19 protein-coding genes are annotated in these 16,665 nt (G+C 72.3%); 8 read left to right on the top strand and 11 right to left on the bottom strand.

Going from position 1 to position 16,665, the window contains the following annotated elements; genetic code table 11:
* Positions 1 to 37: 37 nt before the first annotated feature.
* Together ABZZ17_RS27410 and ABZZ17_RS27405 are read right to left on the bottom strand one after the other, a co-directional pair.
* Complete coding sequence (locus ABZZ17_RS27410) at positions 38 to 292, bottom strand: hypothetical protein (RefSeq protein WP_356879595.1); 255 nt, start codon at positions 290 to 292, stop codon at positions 38 to 40.
* Between the two features lie 156 nt (positions 293 to 448).
* Positions 449 to 781: a DUF3099 domain-containing protein gene (locus ABZZ17_RS27405; RefSeq protein WP_356879593.1), complete on the bottom strand. Its 333-nt coding sequence runs from the start codon at positions 779 to 781 to the stop codon at positions 449 to 451.
* Positions 782 to 958: 177 nt separating this feature from the next.
* On the opposite strand from ABZZ17_RS27405, the gene ABZZ17_RS27400 reads away from it, so the two are divergent.
* Positions 959 to 1,234 carry a GlsB/YeaQ/YmgE family stress response membrane protein gene (locus tag ABZZ17_RS27400; RefSeq protein ID WP_356879591.1) on the top strand — a complete coding sequence of 92 codons (276 nt, stop codon included), beginning with the start codon at positions 959 to 961 and terminating at the stop codon, positions 1,232 to 1,234.
* 67 nt (positions 1,235 to 1,301) lie between these two features.
* Here ABZZ17_RS27400 and tyrS read toward each other — a convergent pair whose 3' ends face one another.
* Genes tyrS through ABZZ17_RS27385 form a run of 3 tightly spaced genes read right to left on the bottom strand, consistent with a single transcriptional unit; the run spans position 1,302 to position 5,533 of the window.
* Complete coding sequence (tyrS, locus tag ABZZ17_RS27395; protein ID WP_356879589.1) at positions 1,302 to 2,567, bottom strand: tyrosine--tRNA ligase; 1,266 nt, start codon at positions 2,565 to 2,567, stop codon at positions 1,302 to 1,304.
* A 51-nt stretch (positions 2,568 to 2,618) separates the two neighbouring features.
* Positions 2,619 to 4,010 (bottom strand): metallopeptidase TldD-related protein, encoded by a 1,392-nt coding sequence (locus ABZZ17_RS27390; protein WP_356879587.1) that lies wholly within the window; start codon positions 4,008 to 4,010, stop codon positions 2,619 to 2,621.
* The gene (locus ABZZ17_RS27385; RefSeq protein WP_356879585.1) at positions 4,010 to 5,533 is read right to left on the bottom strand and encodes a TldD/PmbA family protein; all 1,524 of its coding nucleotides are present in this window, start codon (positions 5,531 to 5,533) and stop codon (positions 4,010 to 4,012) included. Before ABZZ17_RS27385 ends, ABZZ17_RS27390 begins: the two co-directional genes overlap by 1 nt.
* Positions 5,534 to 5,718: 185 nt before the next feature.
* Here ABZZ17_RS27385 and fabG point away from each other — a divergent pair, with 185 nt between their 5' ends.
* The 3 genes from fabG to ABZZ17_RS27370 all read left to right on the top strand — a co-directional run bounded on the left by fabG (position 5,719) and on the right by ABZZ17_RS27370 (position 7,882).
* Entirely contained in the window at positions 5,719 to 6,438 is a 720-nt protein-coding gene (gene fabG / locus ABZZ17_RS27380; protein ID WP_356879583.1) for a 3-oxoacyl-[acyl-carrier-protein] reductase, read from the top strand.
* Positions 6,439 to 6,442: 4 nt separating this feature from the next.
* The gene (gene fabI / locus ABZZ17_RS27375; RefSeq protein ID WP_356879581.1) at positions 6,443 to 7,213 is read left to right on the top strand and encodes an enoyl-ACP reductase FabI; all 771 of its coding nucleotides are present in this window, start codon (positions 6,443 to 6,445) and stop codon (positions 7,211 to 7,213) included.
* Between the two features lie 231 nt (positions 7,214 to 7,444).
* Positions 7,445 to 7,882, top strand: a complete 438-nt coding sequence (locus ABZZ17_RS27370; RefSeq protein ID WP_356879579.1) for a hypothetical protein — start codon at positions 7,445 to 7,447, stop codon at positions 7,880 to 7,882.
* 13 nt (positions 7,883 to 7,895) lie between these two features.
* On the opposite strand, the gene ABZZ17_RS27365 is transcribed toward ABZZ17_RS27370, so the two are convergent.
* Entirely contained in the window at positions 7,896 to 8,567 is a 672-nt protein-coding gene (locus ABZZ17_RS27365) for a FadR/GntR family transcriptional regulator (RefSeq protein ID WP_356879577.1), read from the bottom strand.
* A gap of 57 nt (positions 8,568 to 8,624) precedes the next feature.
* Here ABZZ17_RS27365 and ABZZ17_RS27360 point away from each other — a divergent pair, with 57 nt between their 5' ends.
* The 4 genes from ABZZ17_RS27360 (at position 8,625) to ABZZ17_RS27345 (ending at position 11,037) form a co-directional block, all read left to right on the top strand.
* Entirely contained in the window at positions 8,625 to 9,911 is a 1,287-nt protein-coding gene (locus tag ABZZ17_RS27360; RefSeq protein WP_356879575.1) for an MFS transporter, read from the top strand.
* 5 nt (positions 9,912 to 9,916) lie between these two features.
* Positions 9,917 to 10,036, top strand: a complete 120-nt coding sequence (locus ABZZ17_RS27355) for an SGM_5486 family transporter-associated protein (protein ID WP_356879573.1) — start codon at positions 9,917 to 9,919, stop codon at positions 10,034 to 10,036.
* A gap of 158 nt (positions 10,037 to 10,194) precedes the next feature.
* Complete coding sequence (locus ABZZ17_RS27350) at positions 10,195 to 10,425, top strand: hypothetical protein (RefSeq protein ID WP_356879571.1); 231 nt, start codon at positions 10,195 to 10,197, stop codon at positions 10,423 to 10,425.
* A 90-nt stretch (positions 10,426 to 10,515) separates the two neighbouring features.
* Entirely contained in the window at positions 10,516 to 11,037 is a 522-nt protein-coding gene (locus tag ABZZ17_RS27345) for a histidine phosphatase family protein (protein WP_356879569.1), read from the top strand.
* 61 nt (positions 11,038 to 11,098) lie between these two features.
* Here the strand turns inward: ABZZ17_RS27345 and ABZZ17_RS27340 are convergent, their stop codons facing one another.
* The 5 genes from ABZZ17_RS27340 to serB all read right to left on the bottom strand — a co-directional run bounded on the left by ABZZ17_RS27340 (position 11,099) and on the right by serB (position 16,458).
* On the bottom strand, positions 11,099 to 11,902 hold the full coding sequence (locus tag ABZZ17_RS27340; protein ID WP_356879567.1) for a tryptophan 2,3-dioxygenase family protein: 804 nt from the start codon (positions 11,900 to 11,902) through the stop codon (positions 11,099 to 11,101).
* Positions 11,895 to 12,842 (bottom strand): diiron oxygenase, encoded by a 948-nt coding sequence (locus ABZZ17_RS27335; protein WP_356879565.1) that lies wholly within the window; start codon positions 12,840 to 12,842, stop codon positions 11,895 to 11,897. Before ABZZ17_RS27335 ends, ABZZ17_RS27340 begins: the two co-directional genes overlap by 8 nt.
* Complete coding sequence (locus ABZZ17_RS27330; protein ID WP_356879563.1) at positions 12,839 to 14,146, bottom strand: aminotransferase class I/II-fold pyridoxal phosphate-dependent enzyme; 1,308 nt, start codon at positions 14,144 to 14,146, stop codon at positions 12,839 to 12,841. Before ABZZ17_RS27330 ends, ABZZ17_RS27335 begins: the two co-directional genes overlap by 4 nt.
* A complete protein-coding gene (locus tag ABZZ17_RS27325; protein ID WP_356879561.1) occupies positions 14,146 to 14,955 on the bottom strand; it encodes an SDR family oxidoreductase in 810 nt (269 codons plus the stop codon). The genes ABZZ17_RS27330 and ABZZ17_RS27325 overlap by 1 nt, the downstream gene beginning before the upstream one ends.
* Positions 14,956 to 15,258: 303 nt before the next feature.
* On the bottom strand, positions 15,259 to 16,458 hold the full coding sequence (gene serB, locus ABZZ17_RS27320; protein WP_356879559.1) for a phosphoserine phosphatase SerB: 1,200 nt from the start codon (positions 16,456 to 16,458) through the stop codon (positions 15,259 to 15,261).
* Positions 16,459 to 16,665 lie beyond the last annotated feature (207 nt).

Below are 16,665 nucleotides of genomic sequence, written 5' to 3'. Positions count from 1 at the left end.
GCCCGGCCTCGACCCAGTCCTGAGCCCCCGCGGGGGCTCAGGCGCGTTCCGAGCCCTCCGGCTGGACCCACTCGTCGAGCTTCACCACGTCCTTCAGGAAGCCCCGGACCCCCAGGAACTGGGACAGGTGCTCGCGGTGCTCCTCGCACGCCAGCCAGGTCTTGCGCCGCGCGGGCGTGTGCAGCGTCGGGTTGTTCCACGCCAGGACCCAGACCGCCGCGTCACGGCAGCCCTTGGCGGAGCAGGTGGGTGCGGTCTCGGAGCCGGGTGCGTTCAGATCAGGGGAGTTCACGGCCTCAACCCTACAAACGTCCCCGGGCCCACCGACGGAAGGGCGACGCCGGGCAGCCACGGGGGGAGCTGCCCGGCGTCGGTCCGTCGCTCCGACGGGGGATGCGGAGCGCGTAGGCAGTATGTCACGCAGGACCCGGTCGGGTGCACCGGAACTTCATGATTGATCTGAGCTCTTCTTGAGGTTCTCCGACTCCAGTGCGGGGCGCACAGGCGCGGGAACGAAGTGTGAGGGAAGGGAGGGCGTCGACTCCCGGCCCGCGTTGGCGATGACGACCGCGACGTACGGCAGCAGGGCGCCCGCGACGAGCGTCACGATCGCCACATGGCGCTCCACGTTCCACAGGACCACCGTGGCGATGACCGAAAGGGTCCGGACGGTCATCGAGATCACGTACCGGCGCTGCCGTCCCCGCACGTCCTCGGCGAGGCCCATCCGCGCTCCGGTGATCCGGAAGACCTCGGCCCCGTTCCGCTTCGTCCGCTGCACGCTCCACCACCGATCCACCCGCCGGACGCACCCAGGCCCGGAACCCTTCCACGGTACGCCGCCCGCCGGCCGCCGTGGTGAGCGGGTGTCCCCCGGATGGCTCTGCCCGAAATGCGCCGTTCGTCGCAGGGGTTGAGACTGGCCTGACATGCGCACATCGCGCCCGAGGAGGCGGACATGAGTTGGTTGTGGGCGATCATCGTCGGTTTCGTGCTGGGCCTGATCGCCCGGGCGATCCTGCCCGGCAAGCAGCACCAGCCCCTCTGGCTGACCGTGATCTTCGGCATCATCGGCGGCGTCCTCGGCAACGCCGTCGCCGGCTGGATCGGCGTCGCCGACACCAAGGGCATCGACTGGATCCGCCACCTGCTGCAACTGGTCGGCGCGGTCCTGATCGTCGGCCTCGGCGACATGGCCTACATGGCGCTGCGGGGCAACAAGCGGACGGCCTGAGCGCACGACGAGGGGCCGGTACGGACACACCGTCCGTACCGGCCCCTCGTCACGGGCGGGGTGCGCCTCAGCCGGTGACCTCGACGGCGGCCAGGTTCTTCTTGCCGCGCCGCAGCACCAGCCAGCGGCCGTGCAGCAGGTCCTCCGGGACGGGGACCGCGTCCTCGGCGGTGACCTTCACGTTGTTCACGTAGGCGCCGCCCTCCTTCACGGTCCGGCGCCCGGCCGACTTGCTCGCCACCAGGCCGGTCTCCGCGAGCAGGTCCACGACCTGGCCCAGCTCGGAAACCTTCGCGTGCGGCAGCTCCGACAGGGCCGCGGCCAGCGTGGCCTCGTCCAGTTCCGCCAGCTCGCCCTGCCCGAACAGCGCCTTCGACGCGGCGATCACGGCGGCGCACTGGTCCGCGCCGTGCACCAGCGAGGTCAGCTCCTGCGCCAGCGCCCGCTGCGCGGCGCGCGCCTGCGGCCGCTCGGCGGTCTGCGCCTCCAGCGCCTCCAGCTCCTCACGGCTCTGGAACGACAGGATCCGCATGTAGGTGGAGATGTCCCGGTCGTCCACGTTCAGCCAGAACTGGTAGAACGCGTACGGGGTGGTCATCTCCGGGTCCAGCCAGACGGCCCCGCCCTCGGTCTTGCCGAACTTGGTGCCGTCCGCCTTGACCATCAGCGGCGTCGCCATGGCGTGGACGTGCGCGCCCGGCTCGACCCGGTGGATCAGGTCGAGGCCGGCCGTCAGGTTGCCCCACTGGTCGGAGCCGCCCTGCTGGAGCACGCAGCCGTGGCGCCGGTACAGCTCCAGGAAGTCCATGCCCTGGAGCAGCTGGTAGCTGAACTCCGTGTAGCTGATGCCCTGGTCCGACTCCAGCCGCTTGGCGACCGAGTCCTTCGTCAGCATCTTGTTGACGCGGAAGTGCTTGCCGATGTCCCGGAGGAACTCGATGGCGGACATGCCCGCCGTCCAGTCCAGGTTGTTCACCAGGACCGCCGCGTTCTCGCCCTCGAAGGACAGGAACGGCTCGATCTGCGAACGCAGCCGGTTCACCCACTCGGCGATGACCGCGGGGTCGTTCAGGGTGCGCTCGGCCGTCGGGCGCGGGTCGCCGATCTGGCCCGTGGCCCCGCCGACCAGCGCCAGCGGACGGTTGCCCGCCAGCTGGAGCCGGCGCATGGTCAGGACCTGCACGAGGTGACCCACGTGCAGCGAGGCCGCCGTCGGGTCGTAGCCGCAATAGAACGTGACCGGACCGTCCGCGAACGCCTTGCGCAGCGCTTCTTCGTCGGTGGACTGGGCGAAGAGCCCGCGCCACTTCAGTTCGTCGACGATGTCCGTCACGGTCTCTCGACTCCTTCGGTGTCTGAAATTGCCTCGGTCAGTCTAGGTGGGTCAGACGCCCTTGCTGACCGAGCTCATGTTGAAGTCCGGGATGCGCAGCGCCGGCATCGAAGCCCGGGTGAAGTAGTCGCCCCACTCGCGCGGCAGCGTCTTCTCGGTCCGGCCCGCCTCCGAGGCCCGGGACAGCAGGTCCACGGGGGACTCGTTGAACCGGAAGTTGTTCACCTCGCCCACGACCTGCCCGTTCTCCACCAGGTACACGCCGTCGCGGGTCAGGCCCGTGAGCAGCAGCGTGGCCGGGTCGACCTCGCGGATGTACCAGAGGCAGGTCAGCAGCAGCCCGCGCTCGGTCCCGGCGACCATCTCGTCGAGGGACTTCTCGCCGCCGCCGTCCAGGATCAGGTTCCCGAAGCCGGGGGACAGGTCCAGCCCGGTCAGGGCGGCGCTGTGCCGGGTCGTCGTCAGCCGCTTCAGTTCGCCGCCGCTGATCCAGTCGGTCGGCGGGACCGGCAGGCCGTTGTCGAAGACGGACGCGTCGTCGCCGGAGCTGTGGGCGATCACGAAGGGCGCGGACTCCAGGCCCGGCGCGTTCGGGTCGCTGCGCAGGGTCAGCGGGAGCGCGGAGAGCCGCTCGCCGATCCGGGTGCCGCCGCCGGGCTGGGAGAAGACCGTACGGCCCTCCACCGCGTCCCGGGCCGCCGCCGACCACATCTGGTAGATCAGCAGGTCGGCCACGGCCGTCGGCGGCAGCAGGGTCTCGTACCGTCCGGCGGGCAGCTCGATCTTCCGCTCGGCCCAGCCCAGGCGCACGGCGAGCTCCGCGTCCAGCACGGTCGGGTCCACGTCCTTGAAGTCCCGGGTCGCGCGGCCGGCCCAGGCCGAGCGCAGCCGGTCCGGGGACTTGGCGTTGAGCTCCAGGGTGCCGTTCGGCTGGTCGTGGCGCAGCCGCAGGCCCGTGGAGGTGCCGACGTACGTGGAGACCAGCTCGTGGTTGGCGAAGCCGTACAGCTCCCGCCCGCCCGCGCGGGCCCGGGCGAAGGCCTCGCCGAGGGCCGGGGCGAAGTCCGCGAACACCGCCGAGGAGGTCTCCGCCGGGGCGTCGGTGAAGTCCGGCGAGGCCGGGGTCCCGGCGACCAGCGGCTGGGCGTCCTCGGCGGGACCGGCCCCGCGCGCGGCCGCCTCGGCGGCCCGTACGAGGGGCTCCAGGTCGGCGGCGGTGACGGCGGAGCGCGAGACGACCCCCGAGGCCGTCCCCTCCTTGCCGTCGACGGTGGCGATGACCGTCAGGGTCCGGCCGCGGGTGACACCGTTGGTGGTGAGCGCGTTGCCGGCCCAGCGCAGGTTGGCGCTGGACTCCTCGTCGGCGATGACGACGCAGCCGTCGGCCGTGGACAGCTCCAGGGCCCGCTCGACGATCTCGTGCGGCTTGGTTCGGGTCGACATCAGCGTCCGGCCTCCTGCGTGGTGTTGAGGATGTTCACGTCGCGGAACAGCGCGGACGGGCAGCCGTGCGAGACCGCCGCGACCTGGCCCGGCTGGGCCTTGCCGCAGTTGAAGGCGCCGCCCAGGACGTAGGTCTGCGGGCCGCCGACCTTCTCCATCGAGCCCCAGAACTCGGTGGTCGTGGCCTGGTAGGCCACGTCGCGCAGCTGCCCGGCCAGCCGGCCGTTCTCGATGCGGAAGAACCGCTGCCCGGTGAACTGGAAGTTGTAGCGCTGCATGTCGATCGACCAGGAGCGGTCGCCGACCACGTAGATCCCGCGCTCGACCCCGCCGATCAGGTCCTCCGTGGACAGCCCGCCCGGGTCCGGCTGGAGGGAGACGTTCGCCATCCGCTGCACGGGCACGTGCCCGGGGGAGTCCGCGTAGGCGCAGCCGTTGGAGCGTCCGAGGTCCGTCAGCTTCGCGATCCGCCGGTCCGTCTGGTAGCCGGCCAGGGTGCCGTCCTTGACGAGGTCCCAGCTCTGCGCCGCCACGCCCTCGTCGTCGTAGCCGATCGTGGCCAGGCCGTGCTCCGCCGTGCGGTCACCGGTCACGTTCATGATCGAGGAGCCGTACTTGAGCTTGCCGAGCTGGTCGAAGGTGGCGAAGGAGGTCCCCGCGTACGCCGCCTCGTAGCCCAGCGCCCGGTCCAGCTCGGTGGCGTGGCCGATGGACTCGTGGATGGTGAGCCACAGGTTGGAGGGGTCCACGACGAGGTCGTAGCGGCCGGCCTCCACGCTCGGGGCCCGCATCTTCTCGGCGAGCAGGCCGGGGATCTCCTCCAGCTCGGAGTTCCAGTCCCAGCCGGTGCCCGTCAGGTACTCCCAGCCGCGCCCGGCGGGCGGGGCGATGGTGCGCATGGAGTCGAACTCGCCCGTCACCGCGTTCACGGCGACGGCGGTGAGCTGCGGGTGGACGCGGACCCGCTGCTGGGTGGTGGAGGTGCCCGCGGTGTCGGCGTAGAACTTGTTCTCGTGGACGGCGAGCAGCGAGGCGTCCACGTGCGCGACCCCGTCGGCGGCCAGCAGCCGCGCGCTCCAGTCGGCGAGGAGGGCCGCCTTCTCGGCGTCCGGCACCTCGAACGGGTTCACGTCGTAGGCGGAGATCCAGGTCTTGTCGGCGTGCACCGGCTCGTCGGCGAGCTCGACCCGCTCGTCGGAGCCCGCGGCCTTGATCACCTGGGCGGACAGCTTCGCCATGGCCACGGCCTGCGAGGCCACCTTCGCGGCGCCGTCCATGGTCAGGTCCACGCCGGAGGCGAAGCCCCAGCTGCCGCCGTGCACGACCCGCACCGCGTATCCGAGGTCGGTGGTGTCGGAGCCGCCGGAGGGCTTGGCGTCGCGCAGCCGCCAGGAGGCGCTGCGGATCCGCTCCAGCCGGAAGTCGGCGTGGTCGGCGCCCAGCGCGCGGGCCCGGGCGAGCGCCGCGTCGGCGAGCGCCCGCAAGGGCAGCGCGGTGAAAGCCGCGTCGATGGAATGGGCCACGGAAGTCCTCCCGAGGTCGGGGCCGGTCGCCCCGATCATGTCGCGCCCGGGGCTCTTGTGCCTACATCTTTCTGTAGGGACTCGACAGAGCCCGTCCCGAGGCCCTGTCGGAGCCGGATTCTCCGGATGCCCCGCGGGGCCTATAGGTTTTTGCTAATCAAGACAGCTAGCGAAAGGGTGATCCGTTGAGCCGCTCGGTTCTCGTCACCGGAGGAAACCGGGGCATCGGCCTCGCCATCGCCCGAGCGTTCGCGCAGGCCGGCGACAAGGTCGCGATCACGTACCGGTCGGGCGAGCCGCCGGAGGAGCTCGTGTCGCTGGGTGTCCTTGCGGTGCGTTGCGACATCACCGACTCCGAGCAGGTGGAGCAGGCCTACAAGGAGATCGAGGACAAGCACGGCGCGGTCGAGGTGCTGGTGGCCAACGCCGGCATCACCAAGGACACGCTGCTGATGCGGATGTCCGAGGACGACTTCGCGTCCGTCGTCGACACCAACCTCACCGGCACCTTCCGGGTGGTCAAGCGGGCCAACCGCGGCATGCTCCGCGCCAAGAAGGGCCGCGTGGTCCTGATCTCCTCGGTCGTGGGGCTGATGGGATCCGCGGGCCAGGCCAACTACGCTGCCTCGAAGGCGGCGCTGGTGGGCTTCGCCCGCTCGCTCGCCCGAGAGCTCGGCTCCCGCAACATCACCTTCAACGTCGTCGCCCCGGGCTTCGTGGACACCGACATGACGAAGGTGCTCACCGACGAGCAGCGCGCGGGCATCGTGGCGCAGGTGCCGCTGGCCCGCTACGCGCAGCCCGAGGAGATCGCGGCAGCCGTGAGCTTCCTGGCGTCCGACGACGCCGCGTACATCACAGGAGCCGTCATTCCCGTTGACGGCGGATTGGGCATGGGTCACTGATCACATGAGTGGAATCCTCGACGGCAAGCGCATCCTCATCACCGGGGTGCTGATGGAGTCGTCCATCGCCTTCCACACCGCCAAGCTGGCCCAGGAGCAGGGCGCCGAGGTCATCCTCACGGCGTTCCCGCGCCCGACGCTGACCGAGCGCATCGCGAAGAAGCTGCCCAAGCCGGTCAAGGTGCTGGAGCTCGACGTCACCAACGACGAGCACCTGGCCCGCCTGGAGGGCCTCGTCCGCGACGAGCTGGGCGGCCTCGACGGTGTCGTCCACTCGATCGGCTTCGCGCCGCAGGACGCCCTCGGCGGCAACTTCCTGAACACCCCGTTCGAGTCGGTCGCCACCGCCATGCACGTCTCGGCGTTCTCGCTGAAGTCGCTGACCATGGCCTGCAAGCCGCTGTTCCCGGCGGAGGGCGCGGCCGTCGTCGGCCTCACCTTCGACGCGCAGTACGCCTGGCCGCAGTACGACTGGATGGGCCCGGCCAAGGCGGCCCTGGAGGCCACCAGCCGTTACCTCGCCCGCGACCTGGGCAAGGAGAACATCCGCTGCAACCTGGTCTCGGCCGGTCCGATCGGCTCCATGGCCGCGAAGTCCATCCCGGGCTTCTCCGAGCTGGCCGACGTCTGGAACTCCCGCTCCATGCTGGAGTGGGACATGAGCGACCCGGAGCCGGCCGGCAAGGGCGTCGTCGCCCTGCTGTCGGACTGGTTCCCGAAGACCACGGGCGAGATCGTCCACGTGGACGGCGGTCTGCACGCGATGGGTGCCTGATCCCCGGATCCCGGCGTCCTCACGTCCGTACGGCGGTGGCCGCGCTTCCCCGGGGGAGGCGCGGCCACCGCCGTTTTCGCGTACGGGCGGGGTGTACGGGCGGGGTGTACGGGCCGCGTTCGATCGGATGTTCGTCGTCTGACCGGATCTTTCCGAGTCGAAAACCAGGACAGATGCCTGCAAACTGGCCACGTCGGGATCTTCCCGGCGTGGTCGGGGCGGAGGTACGGCGTGCGCACGAGGCCGAACCGAGCGGTATCCCTGCTGGTCACCTCGGTGGTACTCACCGGACTCCTGATCCCGGGGGCCTTCGCGCAGCCCGCCGACCGCGACCCCGCCCCCGGCCCCGAGGCGGCGGCCCCGGCGGCCGTCGACCTCGTCGAGATGCCCGTGGAACCCCCCGCACAGCCCGCCGCGCCCACCGGACGGGAACTCTTCGGCGCCGACTGCGACACCGAGATCGACGGCTCGCGGGTGACGGCCAACTGCCACAACGCCTACCCCGAGACCGACCTGATCCGGCTGCACGTGGAGTGCGACCGCTGGTGGGACGTGGACGGCGACGGCGCGGCCGTGCCCCTGGGCCCGGCCGGCCGCGTCCAGCTCGCCGGCCGCTGCTGGAAGGAGGTCCGCTCCGCCTGGGTGAGCCACCAGCGGCCCGCGGCCTGAGGCTCCGGCGCCGCTACTCGCGGCCCAGGCAGACGAACGGGTAGCCCGCCGCCTCCGAAGCGGCCGCGTCCCCGTCCCCGCGGCGGATCGCCTCGATCAGCCGGGCGTGGTCCAGGTGGGACGCCGGGTCCAGCACCGTGCCGACGTCCGTGCGCAGCCAGTCGGCCACCAGGTCGCCGAGGTCCGCGTACAGCTCGATCAGCACGTCGTTGTGCGAGGCCGTCACCACCGCCATGTGCAGACTCACGTCCGCCGCCACGAACAGCTCCGCGTTCCCGCTCTCCCACGCCTCCTCGCGCCGCGCCAGCAGCGCGTCCAGCTGGACGAGGTCCCGCGCGGTCCGCCGCTCGGCCGCCAGCCGGGCCGCCGAGGACTCCAGCGTCGAGCGGAGCTCCGCGACGTGCCGCGGGTCGGCGCCCGCGAAGCGCCGGTGCATCACCCCCGCGAGCTCGCTGGTGGCGATCACGTACGTGCCCGAGCCCTGCCGGATGTCCAGCAGCCCGTTGTGCGCGAGGGCGCGCACGGCCTCGCGCACGGTGTTGCGGGCGACGCCCAGCAGTTCCACCAGCTCCGGCTCGGTGGGGATGCGGGAACCGACCGGCCACTCGCCGGAGGTGATCTGGTTCCTCAGCTGGGTGATCACCTGGTCGACGAGCGCGGAGCGCCGGGGTGAGGTCAGCGGCATGGGGTCCTCTCTAGCGCGACTGGACAACGAATCATCCCATGATTCTATGATGGTTGAATGCCCGACGAAGAAATCCAGACCCTGAACCGCCCGCCGGCCGCCACGAGCTCCGCCGTCCGGACCCACCCCGCCGCCCCCCACGCCGCCCCCAAGTGGCTCGGTCCGGTGCTCATCGTCGGAATCGTGCTGGCCGCCCTGAACCTGCGCCCCGCCATCACCAGCCTCGGCGCCCTCTTCGAGGAGACCCGCACCGGCCTCCACATGAGCGGCACCGTCGCCGGCCTCATCACCTCCGTCCCCGCCCTCTGCTTCGCCGTCTTCGGCGTCACCGCGCCCCGGCTCTCCCGCCGCTTCGGCCCGGCCGCCGTCGTCTGCGCCGGCATGGCCGCCGTCGCCGCGGGCCTGCTGATCCGGCCCTTCGCGACCAACGCCGCGGGCTTCCTCGCCGCCAGCGCCCTGTCCCTGGCCGGCATAGCGCTGACCAACGTCCTCCTGCCGGTGATCGTCAAGCGCTGGTTCCCCGACCGCGTCGGCACGATGACGGGCCTGTACTCCATGGCCCTGGCCGCCGGCACCTCCCTCGCCGCCGCCGCGACCGTCCCGCTGACCTCCGCCCTCGGCGGCAGCTGGCGCACCGGCCTGCTCGTCTGGGCCGTCCTCGCCGCGGCCGCCGTACTGCCCTGGCTGCCCATCGCCGCCGCCGGCCGCCGCGAGAAGGCCGCCGCACCCGCCGCCGTACGCGAGGACACCGGCCCCTCCGTGATCCGCAGCCGCACCGCCTGGGCGCTGGCCTGCTACTTCGGCCTCCAGGCCACCGGCGCCTACGTCACCATGGGCTGGCTCCCGCAGATCTTCCGCGACGCCGGGGTCTCCGCGTCCGCCGCCGGCGTGCTGCTCGCCGTCACCATGGTCATGGGCGTCCCCCTCGCCTTCGTCATCCCCGGCCTCGCCGGACGGATGCGCCACCAGGGCCCCATCGCCGTCGTCCTCGGCCTCTTCGGCCTCGCCGGCTACCTCGGGCTCTACCTCGCCCCCGCCGCCGGAGCCTGGGCCTGGGCCCTGCTCCTCGGCATCTCCAACTGCGCCTTCCCGCTCGTCATCACGATGATCGGGCTGCGCGCCAAGTCCCCGGCCGGAGTCGTCAAGCTCTCCGCCTTCGCCCAGAGCACCGGCTACCTCATCTCCATCCCCGGACCGCTCGTCATCGGCACCCTCTACCAGCACAGCGGCGGCTGGGACCTGCCCCTCGCCCTCATGGCGGGCCTCCTCGTCCCGCAGATCGCCCTCGGCGTCCTCGCGGGACGGGACCGCACGATCGAGGACGAATGCGGCATGCGAAACTGAACGGCATGTCGCCCGTACTCGAACCGAACCCCCAGGACGGCCACAAGAAGCTCGGCCTCGTCCTCGGCGCGATGCTCGCCATCACCGTGATCATCGGCGTCATCGCGACGATCGCCTCCCCCTGAACCCCGGCCCGCTCCCGGGACGGTGGGGATATCCCCACCATCCCCTAGGGGGCCAGGTTCAGGGTCCACTGGGGTGTGCCCCGGATGGGAACCGCCGCCTCGGATCCATAGATTCGAAGCAGCGATCCAGTCCCGGCCCAGCACCCCCGGAGGCGGCCATGTCGGCCCCCACGCACGCCCCGTCCCGCACCGCGCGCCCCGCGCGCCGACGCCCCGCCGTCCACGCCGGCGCGAACGCCCGCCTGCACTGGTGGGCGCTGGCCCTGCCCGCCCTCGCCTTCGGGCTGCTCCTGCTGCTCCTCGCCGGATCCGGCCAGGCCCACGCGGCCCCCGCGGAGCCCTCCGGACTGATCCAGGTGACCCAGCAGCTGCTGCGCGCCGTCGGCTGACTCCGGGCGCCGGGACGTGCGCCACCCCCCCCTGCGGCGGCCGCCCAACACCCTGCGCCCCGTGGCCCGTTTCGTGCGAAGCTGGGAGCCATGAGCGCCGACACACCCCGCAGGATCGCCCTCCTCCGGCACGCCAAGGCCGACTGGCCCCAGGTGGCCGACCACGAACGCCCGCTGGCGGAACGCGGCCGCAAGGACGCGCCGGCCGTCGGACTGAAGCTGGCCGAGACCGGAATCGCCTTCGACCTGGCCCTCTGCTCCACCGCCGCCCGCACCCGGGAGACCTGGAAGCTCGCCGTCCAGGAGCTTCCGCACCGGCCGAGGACCTCGTACGAGGAGCGCCTCTACGACGCCTCGCTGGGCGAGCTCATCGCCCTGCTGAACGAGACCTCCGACGAGGTCCGGGACCTGCTCGTCATCGGCCACAACCCCGGCATGCACGCCCTGGCCGACGCCCTCTCCGGGCGCGCCGAGGGCGACGCCCTGGCCCGGATGACCCGTACCGGCTTCCCGACCGCCGCCCTCGCCGTCGTCTCCTTCACCGGCTCGTGGAAGTCCCTGGAGCACGGGGTGGGCACGCTGCTGGACTTCTGGACCCCGAAGGAACACTGAGCGCACCGGCACCCGGGCCGCCCTCGCGAGCGGCCCGGGCCCGGCGGCCCTCCCCGGTCGGTCACCGGCCGGGCAGGGCCGCCGCCTCGCCGCCCCGCGCCTCCCACAGCTCCGGGTAGAACCGCCGGTGGACCGCCGCCCGCAGGTGCGCGACCCCGCTGCTGCCCCCGGTGCCCGGACGCCCGCCGATCTGCCGCTCCACGAGCAGCGCGTGGCAGGCCCGCCACTCCGTCCAGATCTCGTCGTGGTCGACGAGGGCCTCCGCCAGCTCGGCCAGCTCGGCGAGCTCGGCCGCGTCCCCGTCCCGGGGAAGGTCCCCGAGCCGCCCGTACGCCGCCCGCCGGCCGGCCTCCGTCGCCACCTCGAAACCGGCCTTGCCCAGCAGCCCGAGGAAGGCCTCCCACAGCGTGGGCTCAGCGAGCCGCGCCCGCAGCCGCTCCCGCTCCGCGGCGCCCAGCCCGGCCACGACCCGGGCGCCGTACTCCCCGTGCACCCAGTCGGCCCCCGACAGCGCCGCGATCTCCACGTACTGCGCCGACTGGGCGCCGCTGCTGCTGCCCAGCGCCCCGCGGAACGCGTGGAACTCCCGCGGCGGCATCCCGCGCAGCGGACGCATCCCGGCGATGAGCGCCCGGGTGATCACCGTGCTCCGCACGAGCCGGGCCCGGGCCGTGCGCGGGTCGCCGTCGAGGATCCGCTCCCGGGCGTCGGACAGCTCGCCGAGCAGCTGCGCGAACCACAGTTCCTGCACCTGGTGGACGGTGATGAACAGCCGCTCGTCGCGCACCCCGTCCGCCAGGGGGACCTGGAGCGCCAGCAGCTCGGGCAGTCGCAGGTAGTCGGCGTAGGTGACGGTGTCAGACATCGGAGTCCTCCGGTGCGTGCAGTCCGTACAGGGCGAACGCGTCGGTGACGCCGGGCAGGTCGAAGGCGTCGACCTGGGCGCACAGCCGCAGCGTGGAGCGGGAGATGGTCTGGATGCGGTCGATGCCCGCGTCGCCGCCGTAGACGTCCGTCAGGACGGCCTCCGTCCGGTCCTCGTCCAGACCGGCGCGGCGCAGCGAGTCGTACACCGGCTCCAGGTCCCAGTCGAGCGCGGCGCGGATCATCGCGGGCAGGGCCCGGGCGGCGAGGACCCGGCGCCGCTCGTCGAGCCGGGCCCACAGTTCGAGGAAGAAGGCGGAGAAGAAGCGGTGGTGGCGTCCCTCGTCCTTGGCGTGGTCGCGCATCAGCTCGCGGACCGTGCTCACCACGGTCGGGTCCTGCGGCACCTCGTTGAGCACCGCGGTGATGAGCGTCTCGAAGACGACCGCCTGCAACTGGCCGGCGAGGACCGGGTCGTCGGGCAGCAGCCGGCGCCCGGTGTCCTGGAGGGCCGTGACGAAACCGCCGTAGTCCACGTCGGGCACGGGAATGCCGGTGACGGCGGCCACCTGGTCGGCCAGGTCCAGGCTGTACAGGGCGTGGTAGCCCTCGTCGCAGTACACCTTGAAGGCGTCCATCCGCAGCGCGGTGGGGAAGTGCAGTCCGGAGGTGCCGTTGGCGACGGGCTCGGCGGCCCCGTTGACCACGCGGGTCTCCAGATGGGTGGTCGAGTGCAGGAACTGGTAGAGGTGCCGTACGGAGACCTCGCGGATCCGCTCCGGCTCCAGGGCCTTCACCTCGGGGTGGGACAGGTGCGGCACCAGGGCGTCGGGGAAGAACACCCGGCCCTGCTCGGCCTCGGCGTGGAAGATCCGCCGGACTCCGCCGCGTACGCCCGCGGTCTCGTACCAGCGGTCGAGGGGACCTGGGGCCGTGGTCATGGGCGTCTTCCGTTCGGTGAGGAGGGGAGGGGCAGGGGGAGGGGGAGCGGGGCGGGGCCTGCGGCCGGACCGGCGGCCGGGTCGAGGTGGGCGGCGATCCGCCGGACCGCCTCGGCGACCAGGGGCGCGTCGACGGTGTGGCACAGCCGGAACCAGCCCGGCTGCGGGGAGCGGAAGGCCCCGCCGGGCAGGACGCTGACCTTCGCGGTGTCGAACAGCTCGCGCCACAGCCGCCGTTCGGCTTCGAATCCGGTGCCGGGCAGCCACCGGCGCAGGTCCAGCCACACGGAGAAGCCCGCCTCGGCCGGGGCGTACGGGATGCCGTGCGCGTCCAGGAGCGCGACGAGGTGCCCGTACGAGGAACCCAGGCGGCGGCGGCCCGCCGCGAGGAAGGACGCCACCCACGCAGGGTCCGCCAGGAGCCCGGCGAGGGTGTCCTGGGTGGCGGTGGAGACGGGGGCGAAGTAGGCCATCGCCCGTGCGGCGTCCCGGACGCGGGGATCGCGGGTGTGCAGGACGCCGGTCTTCAGCCCGGGCAGCCCGAAGTCCTTCGCGAAGCCCCACACCACGTGGGTGCGCCCGGCCCAGTGCGGATTGACGGCCGGGTCGGCGGCGCTGGTGAAGGCGTGCTCGCCGAAGACGGCGTGGGCGTAGATCTCGTCGGAGATCAGGTCCACGTCGTGTTCGCGGGCCACGCGCAGCACAGCGGCGAGGACCTCGGGCGGGTGCACCTCGCCGATCGGGTTGGAGGGGGAGGAGAGGGCGACGGCGCGCACGGTCGTCCCCTCGGAGCGGGCCTCCTTCAGAGCCCGGTCGACGGCGTCGGCCGTCAGCCGGAAGCCGTCTTCGGGGGACAGCGGCGCCGGCCGGATCCGGGCGCCGGAGCGGCCGCCGAGGTCGGTGTCGAAGGCCCCGTAGTAGGGGGCGGGCACCACGATGGCCTCGCCCGGGTCGCACAGGACGGAGGCGATCGCGTCGAGTGCCCCGGTCGCCCCGCTGATCACCACCAGGTCGTCGGCGTCCAGCGGGGTCCGGCAGCTCGCGGAGAGCAGTGCCGCGATCCGCTCGCGCAGTACCGCGGTGCCGTGCAGCGGCGCGTAGCGGGCGGTGGCCTCGGCCATGGGGGGCAGGGCGGCCAGCCGGTCTTCGAGGAGGTCCCAGAGCAGGCGGTTCTCGGCGGTGCCGAGGTTGATGTAGCCGTCGGGGCGCAGGTGCGCGTCGTACGGCTGTGCCTCCGCGCGGAAGTGGGCCTCGGCGATGGCCGGGGTGTCGGCGAGGAGCCGGGCGGCCTGGCGGGAGACCATCAGTGCCCCCCGCTGTCGACGCCGGCGGAGGTGAGCAGGCCGGGGTTGACCCCGAGGCCCATGGAGGCGTCGATGACGGCGCCGTGGAGCGAGGTGGAGTGCTCGCCCGCCAGCCACCAGACCAGTTCCGCGATCTCCTCGGAGCGGATCAGGCGGCTCTTGGGCAGCCGCGCGGTGAGGGCCGCGAGTTCCTCGGGGGAGAGCTTGTCGAGGGTGCTGGCCTGGAACATCGCGGTCTCGACGGCGCCGGGGCAGACGGCGAAGACGTCCACCGGGGTGTGCACCAGGTCGGCGGCGAGATGGCGGGTGAGATAGGTGAGCGCGGCCTTGCTCATGCCGTCGGCGGGATGGAAGCCGGGGAACTGGAAGATCCCGCCGCCCACGCTGGAGATGTTGATGATCTTGCCGTAGCCGTTGTCCAGCATGCCGGGAAGCACCTGCTCGGTGAGCCACAGCGGGCCGACCGCGTTGATCCGGAAGAACTCCGAGGCCTTGTCGTGCCGGGGGCCGTCGGAGTACCGGTCGATGGTCTTGGACCCCACGGCGGCGTTGTTCACCAGGATCTCGACCGGGCCGGGAAGGGATTCCAGGAGCCGTTCGTGGTCGTCCCAGTTGCCCTGGTCGAAGGGGAAGGCCTCCACCTTGGCGTGGCCGGTCAGGGCCAGCTCGTGCACCAGCTCCTCGGCCCGGGCCCGGCCGTTGCGATAGGTGAACCAGACCGTCCAGTCCTCTTCCTGAGCGAACCTCTCCACGCAGGCCCGGCCGATACCGCCCGAGCCTCCCGTGATGAGGACACTTCGAGTCACCATTGTTACCCCTTGAACGATCAATACTGACCGATGGCTGCTGTCGCGTTCACGACAGCGCGGCCACAGTATTTCTCGCAACTGGAGTGCGAATAGGGCGACTTCGGGCACTGGTTGTCCGAGATGCCTCTTGTGTGGGCGCGGATGTCTTCGATGCGCCGCAGGGTTCGCGTCCCGCCCGGAGGGGCCGATGGCCGGTTCGAGCGCATCGTGCGCGCCCTTCGAGTGGCCGGATATAGAGGAACGCCCGGCCGGGAAGAACCCGGCCGGGCGGTATGGAAAGGGTGTGGGTGTGCTCCGGACCCGTCAGGCCAGGTCAGCGGCCTCGACTTCCTCGCGGGTGATGCCGAGCAGGTACAGGACCGCGTCCAGGAAGGGCACGTTCACCGCCGTGTGCGCGGCCTCGCGCACCACCGGCTTGGCGTTGAACGCCACGCCCAGACCCGCCGCGTTCAGCATGTCGAGGTCGTTGGCGCCGTCGCCGATCGCCACCGTCTGGGCCAGCGGCACCCCCGCCTCGGCGGCGAAGCGCCGCAGCAGCCGGGCCTTGCCCGCACGGTCGACGATCTCGCCCGTGACCCGGCCGGTCAGCTTGCCCTCGAGGATTTCGAGAGTGTTCGCCGAGGCGAAGTCCAGCCCCAGCCGCTCCCGCAGGTCGTCCGTCACCTGGGTGAAGCCGCCCGAGACCACGCCCACCTGGTAGCCGAGGGTCTTCAGCGTGCGGATGAGGGTCCGGGCGCCCGGGGTCAGCCGCACCTCGGAGCGGACCTTGTCCACCACGGACGCGTCCAGCCCCGCCAGCAGCGCGACCCGGGCGTGCAGGGACTGCTCGAAGTCCAGCTCCCCGCGCATCGCCCGCTCGGTCACCTCGGCGACCTCCGCCTCGCAGCCCGCGTGCGCCGCGAAGAGCTCGATGACCTCGTCCTGGATCAGGGTCGAGTCCACGTCCATGACGACCAGCCGCTGGGCCCGGCGGTGCAGCCCCGCGGACACCACGGCCACGTCGACGCCGATCTGCGCGGAAGCCGTGGCCAGTGCGGTGCGCAGCGGCTCCGTCTCCACGCCCGACACGGCGAACTCGACCGCGGTCACCGGATACTTCGCGAGGCGGAAGATGCGGTCGATGTTGCCGCCGGTCCCGGTGATCCGAGCCGCTATGGCCGCCGTGGACTCGGCGGTGAGCGGGTGTCCGAGGACCGTGACGTGCGAGCGGCCGCTGCCGCGCGGCCGGTTGTCGCCGGTCCCGGAGAGGATCTCGGCCTGCAGCCTGAGCGACTCGGCCCAGCTGTGGACGGTGGCCCGCAGCTCGCCTTCGGCGCCGCCGGCGGGTTGGGTGACGAGGGCGCACAGGACGATGCGGCCACGGGTGACGACCTGCTCGATGTCGACGACGTCGACGGAGTAGGCGGCGAGGGTGTCGAACAGCCCGGCGGTGATCCCGGGACGGTCCTTGCCGAAGATCTTGACGAGGAGGGTGGGGACGTCGGAGGTCTGCGAAGCGCTCATGGTGTCCTCACCGTATCTTCCCGGCTCCGAGGGGCGGACATCCGTCCCACTCCCTGAACCGGCCCCGCCGCTCCCAGGGGCTGCGGCCGGCCGGCGGGGCCCGGCCCGCGGCGGCGACGCCGGACGCGCGGGGCGGCGGCAGGTCTGCCCCCGCGTCCGGTACCAGTTACTACCGAGCGGTAGGCGGCGCGACGCCCGGGCGAGAAG

The organism is Streptomyces sp. NPDC006512, assembly GCF_040611935.1.
In the GTDB taxonomy this organism is placed as follows: Bacteria; Actinomycetota; Actinomycetes; order Streptomycetales; family Streptomycetaceae; genus Streptomyces.
This window is presented reverse-complemented; position numbering and strand designations above follow the sequence as displayed.